The organism is Candidatus Nitrotoga arctica, assembly GCF_918378365.1.
Lineage (GTDB): Bacteria > Pseudomonadota > Gammaproteobacteria > Burkholderiales > Gallionellaceae > Nitrotoga > Nitrotoga arctica.
Genome location: NZ_OU912926.1, coordinates 1,217,680 through 1,242,711, shown reverse-complemented (window position 1 = coordinate 1,242,711; position 25,032 = coordinate 1,217,680). Strand labels below are relative to the sequence as shown.

Sequence of the window (25,032 nt, the reverse complement as noted above, 5' to 3'; positions counted from 1 at the left end):
GATTAAAATACAATTATTCGACGTTAATGCCTGCACTCTTGGCGTCATCCACTAGCTTGGCTTCAGTCGCTCTGAGCTTTATCAATTGTGCATCTATATTGGCAACTTCATTGCCCCTTTGAGACATCGGCAGCCCAGCATTAGCTGGCCAAGGCAAGGCATCAATAGTTTTTTGCAGTGACTCCTTTAGCAGGTTTCCAAATAAACCAGCCATCGCCAAATCGATGTCGATGTGATGTAACTGGATTCCATCTCCCGATAGACCCGCAGTTCTAAGCCGGACGTCCACTTGAGCGGGATCAGAGGCAGTCCCAGGAACATTGATTAATGCTCTCAAGATTTTCTCCAAGCGTCCTGCGTACTCCACACGCCGCCGCTCGGCCCATGCTGTCATACCAGCGGTCACATCAGAACGGCAGGCAGGTGCATAAAGAATATCTTCACGCTCGCGCTCAAGCTTTTCAATGTTGTTTCTAACTTGGCTCAATTCGGCAGCAAATCCCTTGAGGCTTTTTGCAAAAAATTGGAAGTCAAACGCCATGCTTATTCTCCTCGTTGTAGTCAATTGCAACACTCATTCGGATGGGAGTGGTAGAGCGAAGCGCCACAAGTTCGGCGGTGCCATTTTGTATCAATATTTCAGCCTCTGCATCAGGCAGAAAGGCAACGATCCCGGGTTGAAAAATTCTTAGTCCGTTATCGCACTGTTGAAGAAATTTAATTTTCATTTGTACCTCTGGTAGCGTTCATTAAGCTTGAATAATAAAATCTTGTCGGGGACATTGCTGGGTGTATTTATGTCCCACGATGCGCCGCATCTGCTTCACCGAAAGACTCTTACCGTTGGTAGCTTTTGCCGCATGAAATAATGCTATTCGCAGCTTACTTGTGCCATCAGGAGCGGCGCTCAATCCACGCCAGGCTCGCCATGGCCCACTGCTTAGAAACGTATCGTATTCATGCACCAGGCTTTGCACATTAGGTAACAATTTTGCTGCTTGAACCAGCCAGATATTACGCTGTGCTAGGCGCAATCCTTGTGCCCCTGGCAAGCACAAACACCGTTCAAGTGGGATCATGCCACCATGCCGAAAAAACACCGCGAAGCCCTCTTCCGCCCAGCGCAAAACGCGCTGGTCAGGGTCGCCGTTTGCCAGCTTGGCAGCCAGTTCAACCGGGTTATTTAAACTTAAATCTATTCTTAACATTCCAGATCAAATATCGCGGGCGTGATCCGGTAGCAGGTAGCAGGCCCAACACCCGGTAAACGAGGTCTGCAATCGAACGGGCGGCCCTTGTCAGGAGAAAGGCAGCCATGATCGAGCAAGACACGGCATACGGCCTGATAATCGAAGCCTTGGCACACTTCTGCACGGAATGTTTCAGCAAGGATGAAATATTCAAAGCTCACATCCTCACCCAAGGTAGCTGGCATCTTGTCGCCAAATTCAATGGCGTGGTGGTTATTGGTCTTAATAGGCTTGCCGTCAGCGTTCAACATACGCCGCACGCCAGCACGTTGCAAAGTCTTGGGGGCGTGATCGTCTGCGCTCCGATGCCACATAGAGAAGCGGCCTTCGCCGTGGGCTTCAAGAAAGCGCCGCACGGCTCGGAGCATGGCCACCACTTCGCCGTTACCGTTGCCCCCACGGGCTGCCAGCCAAGCATTAAAGCAGGCCGTAGCGGCCCGCTCACTCTCACCCACTGGCCAGCCGGTCAGACCCGCCGCCGTGGCCATCTCACCAGCCGCACCCACCAGCGCAAAGCGCGCCCCCACGCGTTCAACCTGCCCACTTGAATCCTTGGGGATCATCTGCGCGGCCAGGGCGTTAGACTTGGCGCGAATGCTGCCCTTAATGGTGTCCGCGTTGGTAGTCAACCATTCCAGCCAGGCGCGGCCCGGTGCCCCGTACATGGCTTGTGCTAGATCTGTAATGCGTTTCGAAAAGGCAGCTCCGCTCGCGTATCCGTGCAAATTCTCAAACGCCCCCAGACCAGCCCCGGCATCCGCTGGAATGTCTGCCATACGCACTTCTTGCCCGGTACGGGCACGTTTTTGTCCTTCTGCCATGTGGTCAGCCAGCCCCACCTCACCCGCACTTAGGAATAGCACCCGCCAGCTTTGCCGCGTGCGTGGAGTCCCGGCGCGGGTTGCGCGGGCTTTGCCCTGTTCATTCGCTAGCATGTAGGCGCATTCGCCTGCCGTCTTGGGATCAATCTGTGCTAGTTCGTCCAGAATTAGCAGGCAGTCGCTATGTTGAGCGGCAATAGCTTCCAAAGCGTTATCGGTCGCTCGCCACCGTTGCAGGTAGTTCGCCCCACCGTTCACACTCGCAGCCAGTTTCAGTGCCGTAGTTTTTCCGCTGGATGAATTGCCCCGGAAGTGAAAGCCGCCGGACTCCATGCCCGCCGGGCGTAATAGTGGCCCGGCAAAAGCACTGGCCACAGCAAAAGAAAGGCGCGAATTACCCACACACAAGGCCCCCGGCCCATCCCGCCAGCGTTCAGCCGTACCCTTGACTTTGAATGTATTTTCTACAGCGTTATCGCTCTGAAAAACAATACGTTCAGCATGATCCCCTATCGTTTCGCGGGGCAACACAAAGGCCAGACCATGCCAGCCAATGCGGTCGGTACAGCTTGCAAATTCTTCAGGGGTGCGTGTCTGAATAAAGTAAGTCAGCAGGTTACGGGAGCGGGGTGTTGTAGCGATACGCAAACCCATATTCAACAGAATGGCACGGTATTCACCGCCATCAGCGGACAACATACGGGCGGGCATTGCCCACCGTTTTTCGTTGCCTAATGGATCGTCAAACACCAAATAATAGCCCCAGCCGTTGCCGTCCTGGTCACGGGTGAATGCTTCCACTTTTAAGGGACTGCAAATCCACTCAGGGGGCTTGCGTTTGCCGTCTTGGTCAGCACCCGTAAACCCCACGCCAGAAGCGCTAACAGTGAATGGATCATGGGCGCGATCACCACCAGCATCATCGGCTCCGCTGGGCTTGCTCCGTTTGTTCTGGCTGGCTCCGCTTTCCGTGTCCAATTGCGCAGCGTGGGCCACCGTTTGGCTTGCCTGGTGCACATCTATTGCAGCCTCCACGATACAGCACACCGCTTCCAGTCCCGCTCCCTGGTGTAAGTCGTTAAAGTCGCTGCCACCATCGCTCAGAGGCGAAGGAAACACCGAAAGCCCCTGCACGGATCGGGCCGCCGCGCTAGCCTTGTCACGACCGGGGTTATTGCCAGTGCGTGACAAGTTTTGCGCGTCATCATCGCCACATATCACCAGCAAAGCAGTGGTGTATTGCTTGCGCAGTAGCTTGACAACATGCGCCATATTGCCAGCGTCAAAAGCCACAATAACCGGGCGGCCCGTGGCTTCATGCAAGCTTGCGGCCGTGGCGTAGCCCTCCGCCACCAGCACTACCGCTGGCCGGGCGAGATCGCTGGCCACAGACCCCAGCACATGATATAGGCCAGACTTGCGTCCGCCCTTCAAAAAGAACTTATCAGGGCCACCGTCTACATGCTTTGCAGGTGCGATGCGCTGCATATTCCATAGCTTTCCCGCTTCATCGCGCATGGGCACCAGTAACCAGCCGTCAGACGTAAAGCGCACGCCGTAGGGATGTACACCTTTGCGTGTCAGATAGGGACTTTCGCCGGTTTCGCTGGCTTGCTCCCATAGTAGCGCCGCTTCATTGGCTGCATGGGCGTGGGCGGCCTGTCGTGTGGCTTGTTCGGCTTGCTGTCGTTCGGCCCGTTCGCGGGCCAGACGGGCCGCTATCTCCGGGTCTGGTGTACTTGGGGCCTGGACTGACTTGGGCAGGTTGTAGCCGTTTTGTTTGGCCAGGTGCAACAGCGTCCCAATGCCCACGCCACCGCCTGCCTTAATGCTTTGCCAGGTGGAACGCGTGGCCTTCGGGTCATAGCCTTCATCGGTTGAACTCCAGTCAGTGAACAGATTGCAGCCGGCTGAATTTGGAAACTCTGACTTGATCGCCATTCCCACCCGCGCCCATTCATCGCGGGGCAGTTTTGCTGAAATGAAGTGCAGGGCGGAACGGATCAACTCGGGTGTTATATTGTTTTTCATGAGCCGATCAATGGACGGGGTTATGCCCGAAGGCATCTTGGTTTCCAACAATTCCCCTTATCAGCGGTTGCGACGTGGTGGGGTTGTCGAATACATCAACCCGTGCCAGACCAATAGAACAGCGTACCCAGTACACGCGGCCCTCCATTTCAAACTTGGTCGGCAATGCCTCGATCACGGCCTTAAAGGCATCAGTAAGCAGTGCAGCCAAGGCCGGTGTTTCATCGGCATCGTACGGCATAAAGGAATGGGATTTTTTTGCCTGCTTGGATTCGGACTGGATGCGTTCGTGTACGTTGCCAGTTTGCCCTGTTCTTGCCTTACTTTTTCGAGTTGAGGAATTTTTCATCATTGGCCCCCAGCTTTGATGCGCTCTTGAATCCACGCATCAATTGCCGATGCTGGCCAGCACACGGCCCGGCGGGACAACTTTAGGGGACGGGGAAAGGCGGGAGGGGTTCTGCTCATCATCTCATAAATGCTGGATTTCCCCAGCCCCACGAGATATACAATTTCATTCAATCTGAGCAAACGCTCAGGCTGGTTGTTTCCGCTTGGATTCACTTTCATTTGTTTGACCCTTCATGTAATTGACGGGCAGGATTTTGCGCGGCGAGAGCCACACAATCTAGGACAAATTTGATGTAATTTAGATGTGGATTTGTACTTGACTAAGTCTTAACAACTATGCTAGCAGTAGCATCATTTTACTCGCAATGCACGCTCTGACATCATCACACCGGCATCCGCAAAAACAGCGATAGAAACCTCCTGAAATACACCGGGCTTTATATTGGTCGATTTTAAGGCTTGGGCGATGCATCGGATAAAGTCAGCATGACGCTCTGGTTTCACAACATGTTTGATCCTGGCTCGAACATTCATTGCCGCGTTTTCGATATCTGGAATCAATTTACCCGCCAAATTCAAGATGGCGGGGTCTTCAATGAGGTCAAGTGCAAGATCAAAGCGCGGATCCCCTGGCTGCCCAAAATACTCATCATCCAAGTTAAAACGATCCTCGAACGTCAACCCCATAACTAACAGCTTTAACTCGGCAGCTTTTTCTTTTACCAGCTTAAGCTCATTTTTGCGCTGCCCTGCCGTCTTTGATTTTGACCAAACCTGGTCTTTGACCATGCGCATATCTTTCACAAGGTTTTGTAGCTTTAACTCAACCTGAGCGGATATCACATACATTTTACAAGCTCTGTGAACCGCATTGTTTTCGAAGTGCGTATGGGTTTGAGATTTGTCCTCAATCACGGCATCCGGCCACAGCGGTAATGGATTCGGCGCATCGCTGGCCAATGCTGCAGTTCTTGAAAACCAGAAACAGGGCAGGCAAGCACGCGGTACTGGATTCGGCGCATCCCTGGCCAATGCTGCAGCCCAGTCATTGAGTGTCCAGTCACTACGAGTGGTTTTCTCCGTGGTCAATTTCAGCCTCCTGTTCGTGAACAGCGCATCATCCTATTTTCACTTACTTGCTCAAGCTCAACATTATGCCTCCCTTCAAGGTACAGCCTTCAAAGGTACCAGCGCCAAGCCGGTGAAGGGATTTCCGGCTGTTCGCCCCAGGGAATTACCCGGGGCTAGACGTGGCAAAACTATTTAGTCCGTCACTCTCAATATCCGCGTTAAATGGGCGTTGGTCTTCACTTCTTCATCCAATCCACTCATTAATAATTCTGACAGTGACTTGATGCGGCTTGCAATTCCACGCACCACGAGATGTTCCATCTTGTCGTTGCCTTCGACCACGTCTGGCAGCAGCTTTGCCAAGGCATCAAGCTCATATGCTGCACCAAGGCAAATAGTGACCCGGTCATGGTTCAGGATCACAGACTCGTCTTTATTAATAGTAAGCTCCCGTTTTGGCTTAAGCATGAGCCACCTCGCTTTCTAATTGGATTTCAAGATCCTCAAAAAATCGGTGCATATTCTCAGTGTCTATACTCAACATCGATAGTATTCCATTCAATAAAGCCAATGTGGCATCGCTGCCATCTGGCTCTACAGATTTGATAGTCAATCGCGTGAGGTCTTGCATCATCATCAGGCGTTCAACCTGTGTATTAACTTTGTGGGAGATATTGGCAAGGGTTAAAATGTTCGCAATCATATTGCAAGGTCCTTTGTAATATGGTCAGGGGCTGGTCAGTTTGTCGGCACTTCCCGGCTCCGTCATTATTTCCCTGGTAAAGCGCCAGGGTATCGCTTTATTCCTCTATCTTTGGGGGCACCACATAAAGGGCACTCAATCGCTTTACTTCCAGTAGCAGTGATAAATGCTTGGGCACCCATTCAGGTATAGGTACCGCCTCATTACGCCAGCGGCTCGGGGTATTGCGATGCAGACCTGTTGCCCGGCAAAAATCACTTACCTTCCATTCCAGCGCAGCCAAGGCAGTGTCAAGCTCTTCAACTGTCATTGGTTCTCTTTTGTTACCTGTTTTTATTTCGATCATATTCCCTTAAATATGCAATAAAAGTTTAATTTAACACATTTAAGGAATATTGCAAATACCCAGACGTGGGGCGGTGCGCCAAAGGGAAATCCTTCTCGCGCTGAATTCCAAGAAAGGGCAAGAACATACCAACAAGACACGGAAAAAGTAAAAACGTAATTAGTAAGAGAAAAAGTTAATCAATTCATTTAATAAAAGTGTTCTCACTTTGTTCTCAGACTGTTCTCATTTTGTCTCCAGTCCCTAACAGGCTTGAAACCTGCAGGGTCTCTTGGTTTTGTTGGTTTGCCCTCAGTGTCGCAGTGTTTTTGGATATCAGCAGTCGGGATAGATCAAACAATATTACATAACCCCCTTAGCAAACCCAATAAACAGCGCGAAATCGGGCTTCGAATTGCCCTTGGCGGCCGGTTTGGCTGGAAGTACCTTAGTGGGGGTTCGGGGCGACCAACTGTCTGCCTGCTATCATGCCGCCCGCTGTGGAATAGGTACGACTTCCGCTCCCGCCTTCAATTTATCCAGATAATCCGCCCACTGTTGCATCATTTTCTTCCGTTCTGGAAGGTGAGCCGTACGGTTGTAGGCTCGCCCGTTCGGGTCTTTCACGGCATGGGCAAGCTGGTGCTCGATCAAGTCAGGGCGCACACCCATCACTTCATCAAGGATGGTGCGCGCCATTGCTCGAAAGCCGTGCCCGCTCATCTCATCTTTGCTTATGCCCATACGCCGCATGGCCGCAAGAATGGCGTTATCGCTCATTGGTCGCCCGTTGCTACGCGCCCCCGGAAAGACGAAACGCCCCGTGCCGGTCAATGCATGAAGTTCCTGCAAGATCGTCACTGCTTGCATTGCCAGAGGGACAATGTGATCTGAATCGGTCTTTGTGACGTGGTAGCGCCATTCTGCCGCATCAAGGTTAATGTCTGCCCATTCGGCATTGCGTAGTTCGCCTGGCCGCACAAAAACCAAGGGCGCAAGGCGAAGCGCGCAGGAAACAGTGAGCGTACCTTGATAGCCATCGAGTGTCCGCAGTAATTCCGCTGCTTGTATTGGTTCAGTCACTGCAGCAAAGTGTTCGCCCTTCACGGGGGGGAGTGCGCCACGCAAATCGCCGGATGGATCGCGCATTGCCCGCCCGGTCGCAACCGCATAGCGAAAAACCTGCCCACAATTGCCTAGCGCCCGGTGTGCGGTTTCCAGTGCGCCACGGCTTTCAATCCGGCGCACCGCCGCCAGCAACTCGGGGGCGTTCACGTCAGCTATCGGTCGCCCGCCAATCCATGGAAAAATATCGCGCTCCAATCGCCGTATAATGCGATCGCCGTGATGTTCTACCCAATTGGGGGCGTGTTTGGCATACCACTCTCGCGCCACCACTTCAAAGCTGTTTGCTGCACGATCCTGTTTTACAGCTTTCATAGCCTTGCGATTTTCACCGGGGTCTATGCCATCAGCAAGCAGCTTGCGCGCGTCATCGCGTCGTTGCCTAGCATCCTTCAGCCCCACGTCGGGATACACACCAAGAGACAGCAATTTTTCCTTGTCATCGAACTTGTAGCGGAAGCGCCACCACTTACCCCCGGCTGGGGTAACAATTAAAAACAAACCACGTTCATCAAATAGCTTGGCAGGCTTTGCGCCAGGCTTGGCATTGCGGATTGCGGTATCAGTTAAAGGCATTGGGGTAACTCCTTTTTCAGTTCTGAGGTTACCCCGAAGAGTTACCCCTATTTAAAGCCGGATGCTATTGGATGATGTTACCCCGTATTGGAAGCTAAAAACAAGAAAAAACCCGCACTTAGGCGGGTTTAAGGATGTTACTGGACTTCTTAAAACACTCAATTGGTGGAGGCGGCGGGAATTGAACCCGCGTCCGCAAGCACTCTACAGGCAGTTCTACATACTTAGTCAAGTTATTTAATTTTATCCGGTAGACGCCAACCGACAGGCTGCTACCGAACGAGTTACCTAAATTTAATGCCATACAAAGTAACCCTGCATGACACGATTCCGTGTATATGACCTCACTCATCGCGGCCTTGCGGCCTTGAGCCCCTCCACGGACAGCAGGGTGTGAGGTCTAACCACTTACGCGGCTAAAGCGTACTTTTCGTCGTTTGCGACTATTGGTTTTCCAGCTGATTTACGAGGTTGCGGGTCCTCGGTATGCCCTACACTGCTTTGCAACCCACGTCGAAGCCAAGTCGCCCCCGGTTTCGATATGATCTGCTACAAAACTTCGCAGATTGTAGCAGTTCTGAGTGGCAAAAGCCGAAGAAGTTCCGTACCTTCTCAATTAACGGTAATAGCTGTTTAAGAGGGTATCTGGTACAAATCGCATCGGGGCTACCGTTCTCTGAATCAGGCTCCAGGAAATCACCGGGGACATTTGTGTCATCCATAACCGGCAACGGAAACAGACCTGCCCCGGTTATCTGTCACCCGTTGCTTTCATGCAGTGATACCATGCAAATCAATTCGCTGCTTGACTCGTTGGACTACTGTTTTAACAATGATAGATAAAAAAATCGCATTCCTGTTTTCGCCTGATGGTGCGCTGGCAGAGCACATCCCAAATTTTCGTGCGCGTCCACAACAGGTGGAAATGGCACAAGCCATCGCACAGGCGATTACCGTGAATGGACAGCTGATCGCAGAGGCAGGCACAGGCACAGGCAAGACTTTCGCCTATCTCGTCCCTGCCCTGCTCGCAGGCGGCAAGGTAATTATTTCCACCGGCACAAAAAATTTGCAAGACCAACTGTTCCAACGCGATTTACCCACAGTGCGTGATGCGCTAAAAGTACCGGTTTCGATAGCATTGCTCAAGGGCCGCTCCAATTATCTGTGCCATTATCACCTCGAACGCACGCAATCTGATGGCCGCTTTACCACGCGCGAGGATGCACGCCATCTAGCCAAAATTGTGAAGTACGCGAAAATTACCCAGTCCGGCGACAAGAGTGGTGTGAGCGATGTGCCAGAGAATGCACTTATCTGGATGCAGGTGACTTCAACGCGCGATAACTGCCTGGGCCAGGAGTGCCCGCATCATAAAGATTGTTTTGTACTTAAGGCACGCAAGGAGGCGATGCGGGCTGATGTGGTGGTGGTGAACCATCATTTGTTTTTCGCCGATTTGATGCTGCGTGACGAAGGTCTGGCGGAATTGCTGCCAGCCTGCAATACGGTTATTTTCGACGAAGCACACCAATTACCTGAAACCGCCAGCTTGTTTTTTGGCGAGAGTATTTCGACTTCACAAATCATCGAGCTGGCACGAGACGCGCGGTTGGAGGCGGCGATTTCCGCTAAAGACTTTGCCGCGCTTCCCACTGCTACCGACTCGTTGGACAAAGCCGCACGTGACTTGCGCCTGGTGTTTAAACAAAGCGAGGGCCGCATGACTGCCATCGCCATGGAAGATTTATCCGGCTGGACGGACGCCATGGTCGTGTTAAGCGATAAGCTCAAGCAGGTTAACAGTCTGCTGGAGAAGCAAGCAGAGCGTAGCGAGGGACTAGAGAGTTGCTGGCAACGGGGGCAGGTGATGGCGCAAAAAATCTTGCAATGGCGGGATAAAGAGCAAGTGGATATGGTGCGCTGGCTGGAAATATTTCACCAATCCGTGCAACTCAACACCACACCGTTGTCCATCGCAGAAATATTCGCCAAGCAAATTAATGGTCATCCACGTGCCTGGATTTTTACGTCAGCCACGATTACAGTTAAGCAGGATTTCTCGCACTATCAATCCGAGATGGGGTTGCTTGAGGCTCAAACTGCCTGCTGGGACAGTCCTTTCAATTACCCTGAGCAGGCGCTGTTATATGTGCCCCAAAATATGCTCGATCCGAATAATCCTGGTTATACCGAAGCGGTGGTGCTGGCGGCTCTTCCGTTGATCGAGGCCAGTAAAGGACGGGCATTTTTGCTGTTCACCAGCCTGCGCGCCATGCAACGCGCGCATGAAATTTTAACGACTGAGTTCGAACGCAAGAAGCTAAACTATCCCTTGATGTTGCAAGGCGAAGGTTCGCGTAATGAGCTATTGAGCCGCTTCCGCGAACACGGCAACGCCATACTATTGGGCAGTCAGTCATTTTGGGAAGGAGTGGATGTGCGCGGTGAAGCTCTTTCGCTAGTGGTAATAGACAAACTGCCGTTCGCTCCGCCGGATGACCCGGTACTGGCGGCGCGCCTTGCACAGATCACCAGTCAGGGACGTAACGCCTTCATGGAATATCAGTTGCCCCGCACGGTAATTAATCTTAAGCAAGGTGCGGGACGCTTGATCCGAGATGAGACCGATCGTGGCGTACTGATGATTTGTGACCCGCGTTTGATAGCAAAATCCTACGGCAAACGAATATGGCAGAGCTTACCACCATTCAAGCGCACGCGGGATTTAAGTGAAGCGGTGGATTTTTTTGCGTAGTGCATGGAATCATTAATTACGTACCGGGATATGATCACACAGGACGAGATAGGCAGTCCCTATACCACCCGCTTTTTTGTTGCTGCTGCTTTGACTATGGATTGTTCCATAATGTGTGCCCGGTCGTTTAAATGGGGCACTAATTAGCCAAGGGTAAGTTCAATTGAATTAAACAACCCCTAAGTCACCTCTTAATTTATGCGGGCTCAATCGCTATTTCGCTGGCGATGCGGAGAATTTCTTCTGACGTATCCGAAAACTTATTTATAAAGTCGACATTCTTTGCAGGCGCAACTAAATCAAGGAATTGTTGACGGAGCTGGGCAACTCGATCAGGGTTTATACCCGTGAGCACCGCTGGCACGCTAATCAAAGCCGCTGCTGTTGCACCGTCGTTTTGGGTGAAGGCGTCAGCAAGCATCTTTGCTTTCCCTGCATCGTCAAGACAACGGTAAATCGAGCGAATCTCTGTGGCATACTCATTTGGCACCAAATTTGCCGATTTAAGTTGCTCAGCTTTCACGTTCTCGCGAAATTGGGTAATGCTAGAACGTAAGAGATCACGCACCGCATCGATGGTAACTTTAAGTTTGTCTTGCGCGGTTGCAATGTCCTGACTGATGGCGAGCGCCGTCATCATAGGGTCTGGATGTTCTCTCAATTCTGTCACCACGAAAGCATCCTTTTCAATGCGTTGCATTAGGCCCCGAAGTTCAGTTCCAAGCTGCCCATCTTCAGGGATGCGAGTGATTAAATGTTTGATTGATGCAAATTTGGGTGATCTCATTTTTTCTCCATTTAAATTTTGTGGCCATGCTACTTCGTACACGAATTGAATTTCGCCATTTTTGATTTTTAATCATCCACACTATCTTGTAGAATTTATGAAAAATTGCATATCGGCCCTTCATGGAATTTCTTTGGGATATTAGGCCAAATTATCTGTGTGGCAGTATTCGTAATACTTGACGGTCTTCGTGATTTTCACAAGGGCGATGAATATCAAGATTTCACTATTGCTGCTAATGTGCTTATTTTCTCCTAAGGCGCACATATTTTGTGCGAGCATCTTTTAGAAAAATGAGCACCTTAGATGTTTTCATCTAAAAGTTGAAACAACTATAATTAACTACATCACAAAGATTGGGCGTATTAAATATGTTACCAAGCAAAAATAATTTAGAAACTCCAGTTGTAGGAAACAACGCTTGGGGGAAATCAATAGAAATAGGAACGATATTGGTGACAGTCTTGGCGCTAGGATTTATGCTGATAGCAGTCACCGATTGGTTTCCTTGGACTATCAGCATGAGTAGCATACTTGCTTGAATAGGAAGCAGATTTTAATTATTAATGGTGTTCTAGTTATTATCAATGCGTGTGATCCCGCACAAATGATGGAAACGGGTGAACTTTCATTCCACACTCTCTCGTGTTTCCGGCCTAACAGTGATTAGCCAAAACCGGGCGTTATTTTTCTTTAATCAGTAACTCTTAGCGAAGTAACATTTTCAATATTCAAAATTGCGCTTTCATAATCTGTTTTATTATTCCCATTGATAGCAACCGCTACCCGTTCCATTTTCGTTAATTGCTCTTTGGCATTTAAAATTGATTTTAATTGAGCATAATCCACTCCAGCTTCCATTCCTTGGGTTACCAAAATATTCATTACCGCAGAAAAAATGTTCAAATGGACTATTAGCGCATTCATATTGGGATGCGGTACTTCTTGGCGGCAATAAAAACCGTAAATCTTTGATTGTCTTAATACTGAATTACAATTTAAAAAGACCCGTTCCCAAACTTTCTCTACGCGTTTTTTTACTTCTTCAGAATCATATAAATTCATTGGTCAATATATTGTTTGTTAATTTCTTACGATTCAGGATACCCTAAGCAACTTCCCCACTCACCCCTAAGCTTTATATAAAAATTAATAAACATCCTTTGCCATCATGCAAAGATTAGTTAGCTCCTCTTCGCGCACCTCGGCATTCATATTGTTCAAGGTAGTGCTACCTGATCCAGCAGTTCTAGCCATTTCTTTGTCAGCATCTTGTTTACAAATTGCCAGATCCTTTTTATATTGTTCACTCTTTGTAGATGGCGCTTTGTCAGATTTAGGAGTACAACCTATGAGTAAGATTAATGTAATTAATGCGATAATTTTCATGTGTTCGCCTCGTTTTATATAGCTATTAGCATAACCTGGCAGTTCAATTATTTCCTGTTTTAAATCGTCTTTTGAATTTTGAAGTTTACTTGTTGCAATTTCATTCGAGACTTTTTTTAATTTTACTGGTGATTGCGATCTCGAGTAGCTTAATACTCCCCGAACAGTATAGCCTTTGTCGTAGAAGACAGCACCACACAGATATTGTTAATATCGTCGTCGCCCCTCCATCCTGCTCATCTGTTTTTCAAGCGAATCAATCTTGCTGGATAGTACTTTTATTTCATTTGCCTGAGTCTGAACCATATCTCTTAGCTGATTGTACTGATGCGCCGATCCTAGAATTTGGGGAGGCGGCGATGGTTTCGGCAATATTTTGACCGGCGTGGGCTTGTCAGTAATTTCTCTTGGAACTTGTTGCGCGATGGCATTTGCAGAAACAACGATAAAAACTAAAAATATGTAAATTTTCATGAAGTTACTCCTTTTTAATTTTTAATAGTCTAATCGATCTTAAAAGCTAGTCTGTGCGATATCGTTCATAGCGGCACATCGATTGAGAGATTACACTGAAACTGGGAGCTGAGACTTGCGTAAGTTACTAATATTCTAAAACTTAGAAATAGACAAGGATGAGTTACGGATATTATGGGGTTTTCTGCCAAATACCAATAGTGGATCGCGTCATAAATGCCACAGGGAATCATATAGAGAATTACATTTAGACGACGCAATATTTCAAGTTAAGCTTGCAATCTTATTCATCTCTAATTAGAATAATTCTCATTATCGAATCAAGATGGATAGATAAACATGGCACTTAAATATTTGCTCGTAGAATTACTACAACTAATTAGATTTAATAGCGGCACAGAAGCACAGGTCGATGCGTATTTGGCTGAATGGAACATGGCTAATGAGCGCCCAAGTATGCCTACTCCATGCCCGCTTTGTTTTTTGGAAGGCGAAGCCCAGCGATTAAACCATCTCGAATAAGAAAAAGTAGGAATATGCGCCAAAGACTTAAACTACGTGGATTGGCACGATGGGTTCCTTGACTGCACTATGGCGCAACCATCAATTTCGGCCTTCCCGAAATCATAGATATAGCCGTCCCAAACTGAGAATCTGAAAACTGCTGTCATGTTATTGCGGGAGCAGACAAAGTAACGTATTTGACAATCACTATTTAATATTGGCAACGTAAAACCCCATCGATTGTGCCTCATCGCACAGACACTCCATCATCCTTCACACTTATTCTGTAACTGTTCTCTGCTTCTTGCTAGAGAGCGCAGATAGATCCAAGCCCCTATGTGCACTTTCAGTCTCCACTGACTAAGTATTAAGCGGAAGGCGATTTCACAGGTACATCCAGAAGTTAACAGAAGTTTAGAATTTGCTGAGATTAAAAATCTAAACTGATTTCCAGAGGAAAATTATGTTGATATCTAATCAAAACTTAAACAAACGAAATATTGAAGCTATTAATGTAAAAGGCTTCTTCTTTTCTATAGCGTCAGCAATAGTAATAGCCTTGCTAGTTGTGGCAACAATTGATCCCAAGTTGCTGCCCTGGTGAATTAATTACAATAAGCGCAGCTCTGTTTGATACCGCACGGATAATTTTAAAGACGGCGGTTACTATGCAATCGTTCTCCGCTTGTTGCTTAGGAATGCAAATAGTTTCACAGTTCTATTTGTGCCTCTAACTCCTAGGTGACATTAAGCGGAGGGCTTCATGTCATCTCTCTTTTCCGCTCTTTCCCTAGGGGACGATTTTTTATCTCCCTCTACCCCCCGTGCGTTTAGACTTCATAACTACTTAATAAACACCTTTTGCTTTCATGCAAATATTTATTAAGTCGCCTTCACGCAAAGAAAAATTGGAGTCGTTTACTGTGCTGCTTTCCATACCATATCGAGTGGGATTGGCAGCCATCTCTTCTTTTGCCTTATCCATGCATGTAGATCGATCCTTTTTTTCTTGCTCACTCATTTGAAGCGGTTTATGGTCAGCGCTCATAGCGCAACCGGTAAGCAAGGTTAATGTGACACAAGCGATGAGTTTCATGTGAACTCCTTAATATTTAATACAAAGGCCAATAAGCTCAGATTGCTTGAATATATTGCTAACGTCTTTAAACATGGAAATATTAATAAGAAAACTTCAACTGTCGTGAGTTAAAAACACTTTGCCAACCCACCTCGTCCAAATATAACTCTTCTTTTCGCTTTGCCATCCTCTGTCCTAGAGTGGGTAAACGCATAGACGTTACCCCCAACAAGGGAAAGATTTCACTTTCTACATCTGTTGCATGAATTTCTACATGTTCAAATAATTGCGCTGCTGTAGAGTCATATTTATGATCCTGTGGGGTCAAAGATTGAATTAAATCCATAAAAAACTTTACCTTCGCAAACTTATTGATTGCTCCAAAAATAGTATCATGTGCTTTCTGGGATCCTCGCGTAACAGCTGGATAAAGAATTTCCTTTTTAAGAACATCATCCTTTTTAAGAACATCATCCTTTTTAAGAACATCATTCTTTTTAAGATCCGAGCATGTTGTATCTATCAGAGCTTTTTTTGAAATGTAATCTCTGGGTCCAAGTTTTTGATACTCTTGAAACGCACCTCTGACCTTATCATGGTCGGCTGCTAGTAATTCGAGTGCTTGATTGCAAGTTTTTTTTGTCATTTTATTCTCCTGGAATGTAAGTCAACATTACCTGAAGACAGATAAAGAATATGTGCGAAAGCGAACGTAACCTTTGAAGGTGGGTTTCCGAGCGGCCTGAAGGTTTTCTGGTCTGAAATGAACTGACTGCCTAATCAATCTCTGCTAGCAAAGAGTTAATCTTCAGCATTTTTGTTCTAAGGAAGCGCTGATTAATTCGCGTTTCAGAATTCGCACGGTTAAGAATCAATTTGTTGCGCGCGAAATTTTGAATTAATCAGCGTCTCCCTAACAACCACAGCGGTAAGGACGACTTAAGATGGACTTGACGTACCAGCTCAGCCAAGAACGAATGATGAGCGGGTAGCAGTTTTAAAAGATTGCATTTTAAAATTAAGCGGATTCGCCGGTAAACACTACGTGATCAACGGGCCTTTAAAACTTCCTGGGCGTCCTTAACGATGCTTAAGATAAACTCAGGGTCGTCATTATCCGAGAGAATTTCATCAATAAATAATTGGATGCGTTGCTTCGATTCAGGATCAAGACGGTAAATCTCTCTAAAAGCAGCAGTAAATAAGAGCGTATTTCTTTCGTGATTTCGAATAGATTGTTTTTTATATTCATTTACGAGATCGCTTGTTTCCTTGGTGAAAGATAACAATTCTTTTAGAGCATCTCTAAATTCGTTATTCAGTTCATTCTGAACGTCCATGTAGATTCCTTTTCGTTGTTATTAAGATTACTTCCTCTGTCAGAGGTAAGCACAGATAGAAGAAGTTCTTTATTTTACGGTATTGAACGCTACACGCTCAAAACAGGGCGAAGAAAACCTGCTTGAGATAAGGATATGTCGGGATATACTCCAATTGCCAACGTCTTACGCTTGCCAGCAAAGCTGGTATCCACCCGCCAACATTTCGATCCTGACATTTGTATCAGCAAATACATGTCGCCGCCATCAGCGGCTGTATCCGTCGAAGAATACCGCGCAGTCCATGAATGCTAGAGACTAAGAAGACTATCTTTATAAATCCCCCAGTTATGCCCCCTAACATTCACGGCTAGTGACAAATTTTCATTCTACAGAAGTGACGCTAAGAGAATGCTGCTAAGCTATCATATCTGATTGTCTCCACCGCACTGCTCCGGTATCAATTGATAGCGGGCGGGGAAATTTACCCGTTTTAATTAAACGATAAATTGTTGCTCTGCTTAAATTAAACCTGACAATTCCTCAACAGTTTTGTGAAAGATAAGCCAGTCAATTAATTAATTAGGGTTATTCAATCGTAGTACTTTATTTTTAATAAATAATTCAAAATGCTTAACAGAATTATAAAAAAATTTCGATTATCCATCTTGCCTTGCCGTAATTATGTGAGGTTATCAATAATTCACCCTCCTACAATCCCCAATGTTTGAACACGTCGTCCTACGCCGCGCTGAAGGCGGTTTGCCAATTTCAGCGGGCCGCATCGCTGAAACATTGCTTTACTACCAAAAAGTGCAACTCTTTATTGACCGTGAAACATTGTTTAATCTCATCCAGCAGATAGGAACAGGTCGTATCTTAACCTTGCTACATCGCACCGACGTATCTGCCGTTTATTGCGAGGAGATGCTCGCTACGCAAACAGAATCAGCCGGGGTATCTCAGTACCACAATTTCATTACAACGAGGCTGGCCGGTCATGAGAATGTAGGTAAATTAAAGACACCGGCAGAGCGCCTGCAATACGAACTCGAACGGCAAAGCATTCCTAAAGCGGAAGCAAAGCGCTTCTCCAAAGCCTTTTTAGAACTAGTTCCGATTCGTAAATTTTCTGGGAATCACTTTCTCCAAAACGGCATTACTCTAGCGGCTAAAAGTGATGTGTTGGACACCAAGTACGCGGCACAAGCGATGCGTCAAGCCATTGCCCTCACACCGGGAGGTTATGTAATTGGAGATGATATGAAATTCGAAGTAATCGACTCTGTTATAGGGCTCTATGTTTTTACAAACATCGATCTAAATTCAATTAATAGAGAACGTAGCAAATTTGTACCACCCCTTGACCCTCTGACGATTGCTTACCTATTGAATAACATTTTGAATGCGCGCGCTGATCTAGCTTTGGCATCTTTCTATGGTGGCGATTTTGTAACTTCCGCTGTCACATCTTCGATCATTCAGCTTCGGCACGCCGAACTTCTTAGAAGATCAAAGCTTAATGTTGACTCGCGTCGAAAGTTCACAGAAGTCATTTTGCCGGACTCACCCAGCGTGGCAGAGGTAATCGACTCAGGAGAGCGTTCGTTCGATGAATTTCTCAGCTTGTTGGATCGTGCAGCAAGATTTAAGGATTGGCTCAAAGCCGTCAACCCAGATGAGGATTTGATTCGAACTTATATGCGTGACGTTTCCTCAGAAGGCTGGATTCAGCGACTTCCTGTAAAAAGTCTTCGCTACGTGTTGACCCTAGCACTAGATGCAACAAACCCGGTAGTGGGGTTAGCCTCAGGATTTCTTGATAACTTCATTGTAGAGAAACTGCTCTCCGGATGGCGTCCGAACCATTTCGTTTCTGGAAAGCTCTCTCCATTTTTACAGGGACATTGATTGGGCGGGTAATCATACGGCAGGATGGTCTTTGTTGAATGCGAACCTTTTTTGATAGTGCGGATGGAAATGAGGTAACTCCAAAACTCCTCCCTAAATTGCCCCGGTCGGATGGCCCCTGAGTTGGTAGGCCTTTATTTGCTCCGACTCCTGGCAGCAACAACTTTCCATAGCTCGATTTTCAACATGGGCAAAAAGCTGTGTCAGTCGAATAGTTAGTTGGAAGCTTTGCCACTATTGGGTTCCAATTTTATATATATTAAATATACCCGCAAATATACCCCCAAATGTTTTGGCTTGCCTCCAATTATCGGCTGCTAGAGGCTTTGACTAAGTGACTGTTGCCAAGCAATCACTTCCGACTGCCTCCAACGTACTGATCCCGTGCCGATGGATAATGGTCGTGGAAACTTTCCTGATTTAATTAAGCGGTAGATTGTTGCCCTGCTTAGCCCGGACAATTTTTCAACGGTCTTGCGTGGTATGAGGTAGTCAATAATTTGATTTTGTTGACCGTGTGCAGGTGCGTTTTGTTGTAAATTAGATTGCATCATTACCACCTTTCGATGCCCTGCCGTATTCGACAGCAGATTTATTCCTCTCTAACTGCGTCCATTCCGCATCTAAACAATTTTGGATCGTGTTGAATTCCTTGGCACGCAGACGAACTTTTTCGATAAGAAAACTTTCCGCTGACAACCCCAAAAACTCTCCACGGGTTTGAAGATATCCGTACAAGTCGCATTGAAACCGATCAAGACCGTCGCCATAATCGGTGATGCCATGCTTCGCCATGTAGGAGGCAATCGAACTTGCCCCCAATGAAAATATTCTTTTATCTTCGGGTAATCTTGTGGCATTAAATGACCTTGTGAGAGGCCCTCCATCGGTTTCCCAATCAATCGAGGATAGATGTCCCCAAAGTGGATGAACAGGCCAGCGCGAGCGCGTCTGGTCGTCCAGGTTAGGGATAGTTAAGCGCAGCCATTCCGTTGAGGCATAACGCCATAGGCCGTTCAGATTCGCTAATACATTATCGAGATTGACAAGACCGTGCTGTGCTAATACTTCGCGTCTAAACTGAAACTCAATGCGCCAAGTCGATTCATCATACTTCCACCCCGCTGCTTGCCACAAAGGAATAAGGTCACCACGGCCACTGGAAAATATTTCCAACAGTTTGTTATACAGCCGACACGCCATGATTCCGCCCAGACCAACCGTCCAGCCAGTGAACTTTTCCGCAACAGCGTAGGCAGCTATATTTTTGCCGCGTGTTACCCAAGCTTTACGATCCCAAGACTCCATATCTTCATTTGAGACAAAATCAGCACACAGATCGAGGCGGCTAACGTGGGCCGAATCCGTAAGTTTGCCTAATTTTTCCAAAATTGAGCGCAGGTGCAGTTCTGCCTCTTTGGGTGTGACGCTGGACAGATACTGCGACGATAGCTTTACATAGGCCATAGGAGTGCGTTTACTGGCTTTGGATATGCTTATACGAAATGCACCGTCTTCCAGGACATATGGGAATACCGACGAGCCCTTATCTTTAACTTCAAAGATATGACCTGCAATGGTGTATTGCGCGAGAGCTTGCTGATCTATTTCCGGATGCTGTGCTAATTGCTTAAGCTTGGTTAGACGTTCCAGAACCTGCGGGAAAATTTCACCCTGATAGGAAAGATAAAGACTATCAACCCCAAACCTTAAAAGCTTGAAATACTCATTATTGCTGTTATAGGGTACTGTGTTACTAGGCGACGTACCCTGCAAGCCGTCGAAGTTTCCCCCGCGTTCGGCTACGCCGGCCGCAGTTGAAACCTCGTCGGCTGCCTTAACCACTTTCGATTTAGCTAAATTTTCTGAATTGTGACGCCACGATTTCAACATATAGTTCTCCGTTTCGGCAGGCATACATTTGTTTCCTGCGACGGATACGAACTTTATGGATCAAGATGTTATCGGGCGACCATCTCAAAAGTCATTTTGAAATGGTTTGTTTTTTGCGAAATTTACGAATTAACTCATCCAAATTCTTTTCAGCGCTAGGATTATCTGCATAGACTTCGAGTTCTAGGCATAACTTTTTCAACTCGCTAATAGGTTCATTTAGTAAATTTTGTTCGAGTAATATTTGCATCAATAATTTAAATTTTTTGAGATAACTTGCCTGACTTCCTGTTTTCCCATTAAGTGCATTTTGAAGGCCATGAAAGAAAGCAGTGTCAGCTTCTACGACAGCACGACTAATGCGGTGAGAAGAGGTTTTACATGTCAGCACAACTGGGTCAATTCGAATTGCATTAAAGAGCGCTGTATCATCGTTTTGTTCAGCAGAAATAGCGATGTATTCATTGATGTAATAGCCATAAAGAACAAGGCATTCCAAAGATCCTACCAATGCGTAGAGTGCCCCTAGAAGTTTGTGATACTCGAATAGCTTCTCAGCCCCACCATTCCATTCCTGATAGTCTGGGTGGTCGTCTAGTTTCATCATTTCGCTAGTAGGATCGGATGATTGGGCGGCAGCAATTACATAGTCGGCAAGACCAGCGATCATCAAGAAACAAGCAATATGTTGTGTTATAGATAGATCATAATAATCACCCCATGCTAGACCTGGCTTCCAAAACTCCACAGCGTTGTCTGGATGCAAAATTAATTTCTCTGCAAGATCAGGTTTTATCTGCTCTAGGATAGGGACAAACTGAATCAAATGTTGAATATGGTGAATTGTAAGTTTTCCGATTCGCGTTTGTTCTGTCATGCGGGCTCCAGTCAGTGCATATCGTCGACAAACCCAAGATACCACATCACGAAAAAATCAAAAGCTAAAGGATGCGTATATGACTAGGCACTTAAAACGGGATACCGCTACAGCATTTTCAGGCGGCACGTTGTAGAAAGTCAGCGGATATTATGGAAAAACCGACTTGCAGGGGGAGTGGCGGAAAAAGCATCGAAGCCTGACCCAACTGCCCCGATATCGAGTGGGGTTGCACATACGGCCTAACGCCCGGGAGCAGATCGGGTAACGTTCAGGTCACTCATTAGTCGCTAATTACAGAGTCAATCCATAGCACGCGAAACCAAAGGGGGAAGCACTTGCGTTTATCTTACGATATTTTAGAAATCCTCTCTTATTGTGCATTTTTGGGGAGGCAAGGAAAATCGTTATGCCAAATTGAATACTATGGGCTGTAGATCATTAGTATCCATAATGGGATTATTAATTATGAGAACACTGAATCAATCAATTGCTCAAGCATTGATTAAATATCGGCATTTATCTCAGCTGTCTCAAGAAGATCTTGCAGATTTGGCTGGTATTCATCGTACTTATGTGAGCCAAATAGAGAGGGGTTTGAAGATGCCCACTCTTGCAATATTGTTCAAAATAGCAAGCGCTTTAAAGATTAAGCCGAGTGATCTTGTACAGCAAATTGAAATGCAACATGGCGAACTTTATAGTTAATACTGGTTTTGAAATTAATTGTGGCTTTTTGGTAAGCAGTGATTCAATACGCAGCGGCATAGTTCAAACAAATCAAATTTTGTCTGATCTTCCATCCACCTTATATAAAAGCATTGATTACAAAACAACTAGCGCAATGATTGGTTCCGTATTCTGCGATAGTCTAACGTCGTTTATTGATGCCATTGTCAACCCTATCGAAAAAGGGCATCCTGATTTGATTCCTCCCAAAGCAGCAACATGCTCAGAAGAACAATTAAGAAACTACCCAGAAGGATTGGAAATTAAATGTACCGTTGGCAACATAAAAACGAGCGCGAATCTTCGCGCGGGCCAAACTCGGATTGAAATGCTGACTGGTATTACATGGCAGGCTCATCATAGAGAGGTTTCTGAGTTACTTGGTCTGGTGTGGGATTTTGTTGAGGACGGGCACTCCTTTAACTTTCCCACAATTACCGGGGCGTTTTATAGCAATGAACTTTGTACTGATGATTGGGGGGAAATAAGCGGTACTACGGGAAGGAACACGAAAGTTACCGGAATGGGTATAAGCGGAAAGAAAAAAATGGGTAATGGCTGGGTAGTATTAATCGATAATCAAGAGTATGTATCGGCCTACTCCCGATTTTTGAGATTTAGCATCACATAGCCCAATAAAAACTAATTACGTGATCAGCTCGAGTTGCCTTGCTCCATAAGGCGACCTATAAAAAAGCTTCTCTTTGCTTGATTTTCCTGCAATACCCTTCAACTCTAGGAGTGTAACAAACGGCAAATAATTCCCATTTTCTCCTTCACAACAGATTATTTCGCCATGCCTTGCCATGCACCATTTAGCCAATTGTTCATAATCCATACGTGCACTACTATGCCCATATCCCATGCCGGGTTCGAACCTATATGGCGGATCAATAAACCACGTTGCTTCAATATCGGGGGCTGAAGTGTAATCTCCACATATTATTTGCCAGTGCTTTACCTTACCCAGATTCTCTGCCATTACTCTTTTGCTTATTTCCCAATTTCTTGCTAAAACAGGGGTAACTTTTATGGTTTTGTATTTGAATGCCATTTTAGTTGCAGCATGGATTATATGTAGAAACTCTGAGCTTTTTTCTCCGGGATGAAGATCAGGCATTTTTTTTATAGTGTTTGGTGTGGCTTCGTTAATCAGCCATTCCCAAATTGCAGAAACTCGCACATCCTTTTCAATAAGAATTACTTGCTTACGCCAGTTATCGTTATGGAAAGAATAAGCGGCAGAGCCCGCGAATGGCTCAATTATACAACCATAATTTGGTGCTGGATAATGTCTAGCAATCTGTTTTTTTCTGCCGTAGTAATAAAACATGGGAATCACCGAAAACGCTAGGGTAAGAATACTATAGTATTCCTTAACTACACGTCAACCAAGTATCTGGATTCTGTAATCCTTTAGGTAGCTTTGTAGTCGAGTCTCCTACAGCTTGGTTTATCTGTTTTTGAGTCAGTCCTATGGTACTGCTTAAGTCTGCACCAGATAAATCTGTGTCGCTAAAATCCGTTCCGCTAAAATCCGTTTTAGTTAGATTAGCTCCCGCAAGACTTGATCGAGTAAGCACGCAATTACGAATCAGACTATCTGAAAGGTTAAAGTTAACGAACCGAGTATGGGACAAATCCGCATTGAAAAGCTTTGAATTTGAAAGGTCAAAAGATGTATTATTTTGTTTATTTTTTTTAAAATCTTCAAACCCGCCAGTATCGTACTGTAGTCGATTTTTAAGTACAGATAAGGCTGCTTCAACATCAATTCTCATTGGCATGCCGTCTAACTGTTCTATTGCTTTGTCTTCATTACTATTAACAATTTTTAGTTCTTCTCTAAAGTAGTGTTGGCTTTTATGTCGTATGTAAGAAGTGACAATTTTCACAATTGTTGGATAAAAGCTTTCATCACGCATCATTCTCTGGAGTGAAAAAAGTCCTCCATGGCGCACTGCTTCATCACTATTTCCTAATAATTCAATAGATTTTGTAAAATTTTCATTTATTACGCGGGCTTGATCGTTTTTTACCTGATTCATCAGTGCATGGGTGCGTCGACCTGCTGTCACCATGGCGATAGTTGCTACGCCGATACCGCCTATAAAATAGCCAACTGTCTGACCAGTTTCATCCATAGGCAATTCCACGAGATGCGCTATAAAAAGCACATACCACAACCCGCCTATCAAAACCACCCATATAACAGAAATCGCCCAAAACCAAAAATGGCTCTCTTTAGCCCAATTGTAGCAACATCTAAACCAGTAAATCATTATTGTTAAACAATAGCCAAACCTATATCTCTTAGTGTTGGTCGGATATCTACTGACATACTATTTGCTCTTTTCCCACAGTTAGGACAACGGTTTGAACGTGGCCAGAGTTCCGCTGAGGGTGTGGAACCAAAAGTCATCTTGTAAGCATCAAGTGTTGCGTACCATGCAATTTCCAAGTTTTTTTCATCATGATTTCCCCTCATTCCAAAATATGGAAAATGATGGAGAAAATAACCAAAGAAATTTTCACAATCGACCGCATATTTTTGTGTATCCAAAATATGCAAATGCCAAAAATCATCCACTACGTTGGATGGCACCATGGAATCATCTGGAAATAACAAACACAAAGCTAAGAATCGGCGATATTCCTCAGCGACCTCTATTGCTTTGTCGAAGCTCCATCCATAACCATCTATTGCGTCGATCGCCTTCACAATGATTGGCTCTAAGTCAAGGTTATCGAGGGATTCCAAATGTAGTTTGATCATTAAAAACTCCAATTAATTATATTAAGTGCGATGTAAATACTTGACTGAAGATAGCACGATAATCTTGATGGATATTTCGGATTTTTATTTTAAGAATAATTTGGTAATCGATCTGAACGATAACTCTATAACCAAAGTTAAGCCCATTATAGTACTGAGTATAAAGTCGTCAACAATTATGTCCCATCCGTCGCAATTTTGAGTAATACAAATTTGTATTCCATATCCACATAGCAATCCACTTTCTAGTTCTTTTATGAACAATCGTATTGCTTTGGTTTTTC

Annotated in this window: 30 protein-coding genes, 1 other RNA gene and 1 pseudogene; 5 read left to right on the top strand and 27 right to left on the bottom strand. The window is 45.9% G+C overall.

The features are described from left to right. Positions 1–13: 13 nt before the first annotated feature. From MKZ32_RS05625 to ssrA, 12 genes are all read right to left on the bottom strand, one after another. Positions 14–541, bottom strand: a complete 528-nt coding sequence (locus MKZ32_RS05625) for a hypothetical protein (protein ID WP_239796367.1) — start codon at positions 539–541, stop codon at positions 14–16. Continuing rightward, positions 531–728 (bottom strand): hypothetical protein, encoded by a 198-nt coding sequence (locus MKZ32_RS05620; protein WP_239796366.1) that lies wholly within the window; start codon positions 726–728, stop codon positions 531–533. Before MKZ32_RS05620 ends, MKZ32_RS05625 begins: the two co-directional genes overlap by 11 nt. A gap of 21 nt (positions 729–749) precedes the next feature. Next, positions 750–1,208, bottom strand: a complete 459-nt coding sequence (locus tag MKZ32_RS05615; RefSeq protein ID WP_239796365.1) for a hypothetical protein — start codon at positions 1,206–1,208, stop codon at positions 750–752. Further along, positions 1,202–4,102, bottom strand: coding sequence for a DUF927 domain-containing protein (locus MKZ32_RS05610; protein WP_239796364.1), 2,901 nt, complete (start codon positions 4,100–4,102; stop codon positions 1,202–1,204). Before MKZ32_RS05610 ends, MKZ32_RS05615 begins: the two co-directional genes overlap by 7 nt. A 7-nt stretch (positions 4,103–4,109) precedes the next feature. Further along, positions 4,110–4,454 (bottom strand): hypothetical protein, encoded by a 345-nt coding sequence (locus MKZ32_RS05605; protein WP_239796363.1) that lies wholly within the window; start codon positions 4,452–4,454, stop codon positions 4,110–4,112. After that, positions 4,451–4,672, bottom strand: a complete 222-nt coding sequence (locus MKZ32_RS15660) for a helix-turn-helix transcriptional regulator (RefSeq protein ID WP_420887720.1) — start codon at positions 4,670–4,672, stop codon at positions 4,451–4,453. The genes MKZ32_RS05605 and MKZ32_RS15660 overlap by 4 nt, the downstream gene beginning before the upstream one ends. A 132-nt stretch (positions 4,673–4,804) precedes the next feature. Then, positions 4,805–5,413 carry a hypothetical protein gene (locus MKZ32_RS05600; protein ID WP_239796362.1) on the bottom strand — a complete coding sequence of 203 codons (609 nt, stop codon included), beginning with the start codon at positions 5,411–5,413 and terminating at the stop codon, positions 4,805–4,807. A gap of 303 nt (positions 5,414–5,716) precedes the next feature. Then, positions 5,717–5,992, bottom strand: a complete 276-nt coding sequence (locus MKZ32_RS05595) for a hypothetical protein (protein ID WP_239796361.1) — start codon at positions 5,990–5,992, stop codon at positions 5,717–5,719. Continuing rightward, a complete protein-coding gene (locus tag MKZ32_RS05590; RefSeq protein WP_239796360.1) occupies positions 5,985–6,227 on the bottom strand; it encodes a hypothetical protein in 243 nt (80 codons plus the stop codon). Before MKZ32_RS05590 ends, MKZ32_RS05595 begins: the two co-directional genes overlap by 8 nt. Before the next feature lie 97 nt (positions 6,228–6,324). Continuing rightward, positions 6,325–6,537, bottom strand: a complete 213-nt coding sequence (locus tag MKZ32_RS05585) for a helix-turn-helix transcriptional regulator (protein ID WP_239796359.1) — start codon at positions 6,535–6,537, stop codon at positions 6,325–6,327. A 501-nt stretch (positions 6,538–7,038) separates the two neighbouring features. Next, positions 7,039–8,253: a tyrosine-type recombinase/integrase gene (locus MKZ32_RS05580; RefSeq protein ID WP_239796358.1), complete on the bottom strand. Its 1,215-nt coding sequence runs from the start codon at positions 8,251–8,253 to the stop codon at positions 7,039–7,041. A 163-nt stretch (positions 8,254–8,416) separates the two neighbouring features. Continuing rightward, positions 8,417–8,785, bottom strand: a transfer-messenger RNA (tmRNA) gene (gene ssrA / locus MKZ32_RS05575). A gap of 300 nt (positions 8,786–9,085) precedes the next feature. Here ssrA and MKZ32_RS05570 point away from each other — a divergent pair. Next, a complete protein-coding gene (locus MKZ32_RS05570; RefSeq protein ID WP_239796357.1) occupies positions 9,086–11,011 on the top strand; it encodes a DNA repair helicase YoaA in 1,926 nt (641 codons plus the stop codon). A gap of 196 nt (positions 11,012–11,207) precedes the next feature. On the opposite strand, the gene MKZ32_RS05565 is transcribed toward MKZ32_RS05570, so the two are convergent. The 4 genes from MKZ32_RS05565 to MKZ32_RS05550 form a co-directional block, all read right to left on the bottom strand. Next, positions 11,208–11,798 carry a hypothetical protein gene (locus MKZ32_RS05565; protein ID WP_239796356.1) on the bottom strand — a complete coding sequence of 197 codons (591 nt, stop codon included), beginning with the start codon at positions 11,796–11,798 and terminating at the stop codon, positions 11,208–11,210. A gap of 693 nt (positions 11,799–12,491) precedes the next feature. Continuing rightward, positions 12,492–12,863, bottom strand: coding sequence for a hypothetical protein (locus MKZ32_RS05560; RefSeq protein ID WP_239796355.1), 372 nt, complete (start codon positions 12,861–12,863; stop codon positions 12,492–12,494). 84 nt (positions 12,864–12,947) lie between these two features. Beyond that, a complete protein-coding gene (locus tag MKZ32_RS05555; protein WP_239796354.1) occupies positions 12,948–13,187 on the bottom strand; it encodes a hypothetical protein in 240 nt (79 codons plus the stop codon). A 207-nt stretch (positions 13,188–13,394) separates the two neighbouring features. Further along, the gene (locus tag MKZ32_RS05550) at positions 13,395–13,661 is read right to left on the bottom strand and encodes a hypothetical protein (RefSeq protein ID WP_239796353.1); all 267 of its coding nucleotides are present in this window, start codon (positions 13,659–13,661) and stop codon (positions 13,395–13,397) included. A gap of 339 nt (positions 13,662–14,000) precedes the next feature. Here MKZ32_RS05550 and MKZ32_RS05545 point away from each other — a divergent pair, with 339 nt between their 5' ends. Beyond that, positions 14,001–14,183, top strand: coding sequence for a hypothetical protein (locus MKZ32_RS05545; protein ID WP_239796352.1), 183 nt, complete (start codon positions 14,001–14,003; stop codon positions 14,181–14,183). An 829-nt stretch (positions 14,184–15,012) separates the two neighbouring features. On the opposite strand, the gene MKZ32_RS05540 is transcribed toward MKZ32_RS05545, so the two are convergent. The 5 genes and pseudogenes from MKZ32_RS05540 to MKZ32_RS15655 form a co-directional block, all read right to left on the bottom strand. After that, entirely contained in the window at positions 15,013–15,261 is a 249-nt protein-coding gene (locus MKZ32_RS05540) for a hypothetical protein (protein WP_239796351.1), read from the bottom strand. Between the two features lie 82 nt (positions 15,262–15,343). After that, positions 15,344–15,889, bottom strand: coding sequence for a hypothetical protein (locus MKZ32_RS05535; RefSeq protein WP_239796350.1), 546 nt, complete (start codon positions 15,887–15,889; stop codon positions 15,344–15,346). 403 nt (positions 15,890–16,292) lie between these two features. Next, entirely contained in the window at positions 16,293–16,583 is a 291-nt protein-coding gene (locus MKZ32_RS05530; RefSeq protein WP_239796349.1) for a hypothetical protein, read from the bottom strand. A gap of 89 nt (positions 16,584–16,672) precedes the next feature. Beyond that, positions 16,673–16,828: pseudogene (locus tag MKZ32_RS15560) on the bottom strand (Arm DNA-binding domain-containing protein); the annotation flags it as partial. A 151-nt stretch (positions 16,829–16,979) separates the two neighbouring features. Further along, complete coding sequence (locus tag MKZ32_RS15655) at positions 16,980–17,102, bottom strand: helix-turn-helix transcriptional regulator (RefSeq protein ID WP_420887759.1); 123 nt, start codon at positions 17,100–17,102, stop codon at positions 16,980–16,982. Between the two features lie 183 nt (positions 17,103–17,285). Between MKZ32_RS15655 and MKZ32_RS05525 the strand changes: the two genes are divergently transcribed. Next, a complete protein-coding gene (locus MKZ32_RS05525; protein ID WP_239796348.1) occupies positions 17,286–18,473 on the top strand; it encodes a hypothetical protein in 1,188 nt (395 codons plus the stop codon). A gap of 317 nt (positions 18,474–18,790) precedes the next feature. On the opposite strand, the gene MKZ32_RS15650 is transcribed toward MKZ32_RS05525, so the two are convergent. From MKZ32_RS15650 to MKZ32_RS05515, 3 genes are all read right to left on the bottom strand, one after another. Continuing rightward, positions 18,791–19,024: a helix-turn-helix transcriptional regulator gene (locus MKZ32_RS15650; RefSeq protein WP_420887758.1), complete on the bottom strand. Its 234-nt coding sequence runs from the start codon at positions 19,022–19,024 to the stop codon at positions 18,791–18,793. After that, a complete protein-coding gene (locus MKZ32_RS05520; RefSeq protein WP_239796347.1) occupies positions 19,014–20,366 on the bottom strand; it encodes a replication initiation factor in 1,353 nt (450 codons plus the stop codon). Before MKZ32_RS05520 ends, MKZ32_RS15650 begins: the two co-directional genes overlap by 11 nt. 91 nt (positions 20,367–20,457) lie before the next feature. Next, the gene (locus MKZ32_RS05515) at positions 20,458–21,243 is read right to left on the bottom strand and encodes a hypothetical protein (RefSeq protein WP_239796346.1); all 786 of its coding nucleotides are present in this window, start codon (positions 21,241–21,243) and stop codon (positions 20,458–20,460) included. A 468-nt stretch (positions 21,244–21,711) separates the two neighbouring features. Here MKZ32_RS05515 and MKZ32_RS05510 point away from each other — a divergent pair, with 468 nt between their 5' ends. Further along, positions 21,712–21,951: a helix-turn-helix domain-containing protein gene (locus MKZ32_RS05510; protein WP_239796345.1), complete on the top strand. Its 240-nt coding sequence runs from the start codon at positions 21,712–21,714 to the stop codon at positions 21,949–21,951. Beyond that, positions 21,932–22,603 carry a hypothetical protein gene (locus MKZ32_RS05505; protein WP_239796344.1) on the top strand — a complete coding sequence of 224 codons (672 nt, stop codon included), beginning with the start codon at positions 21,932–21,934 and terminating at the stop codon, positions 22,601–22,603. The genes MKZ32_RS05510 and MKZ32_RS05505 overlap by 20 nt, the downstream gene beginning before the upstream one ends. Before the next feature lie 15 nt (positions 22,604–22,618). On the opposite strand, the gene MKZ32_RS05500 is transcribed toward MKZ32_RS05505, so the two are convergent. The 3 genes from MKZ32_RS05500 to MKZ32_RS05490 form a co-directional block, all read right to left on the bottom strand. Then, on the bottom strand, positions 22,619–23,305 hold the full coding sequence (locus MKZ32_RS05500) for a DNA adenine methylase (protein WP_239796343.1): 687 nt from the start codon (positions 23,303–23,305) through the stop codon (positions 22,619–22,621). A 43-nt stretch (positions 23,306–23,348) separates the two neighbouring features. After that, positions 23,349–24,116, bottom strand: coding sequence for a pentapeptide repeat-containing protein (locus tag MKZ32_RS05495; protein ID WP_239796342.1), 768 nt, complete (start codon positions 24,114–24,116; stop codon positions 23,349–23,351). A 143-nt stretch (positions 24,117–24,259) separates the two neighbouring features. Continuing rightward, positions 24,260–24,748, bottom strand: coding sequence for a glycine-rich domain-containing protein (locus MKZ32_RS05490; protein WP_239796341.1), 489 nt, complete (start codon positions 24,746–24,748; stop codon positions 24,260–24,262). Positions 24,749–25,032 lie beyond the last annotated feature (284 nt).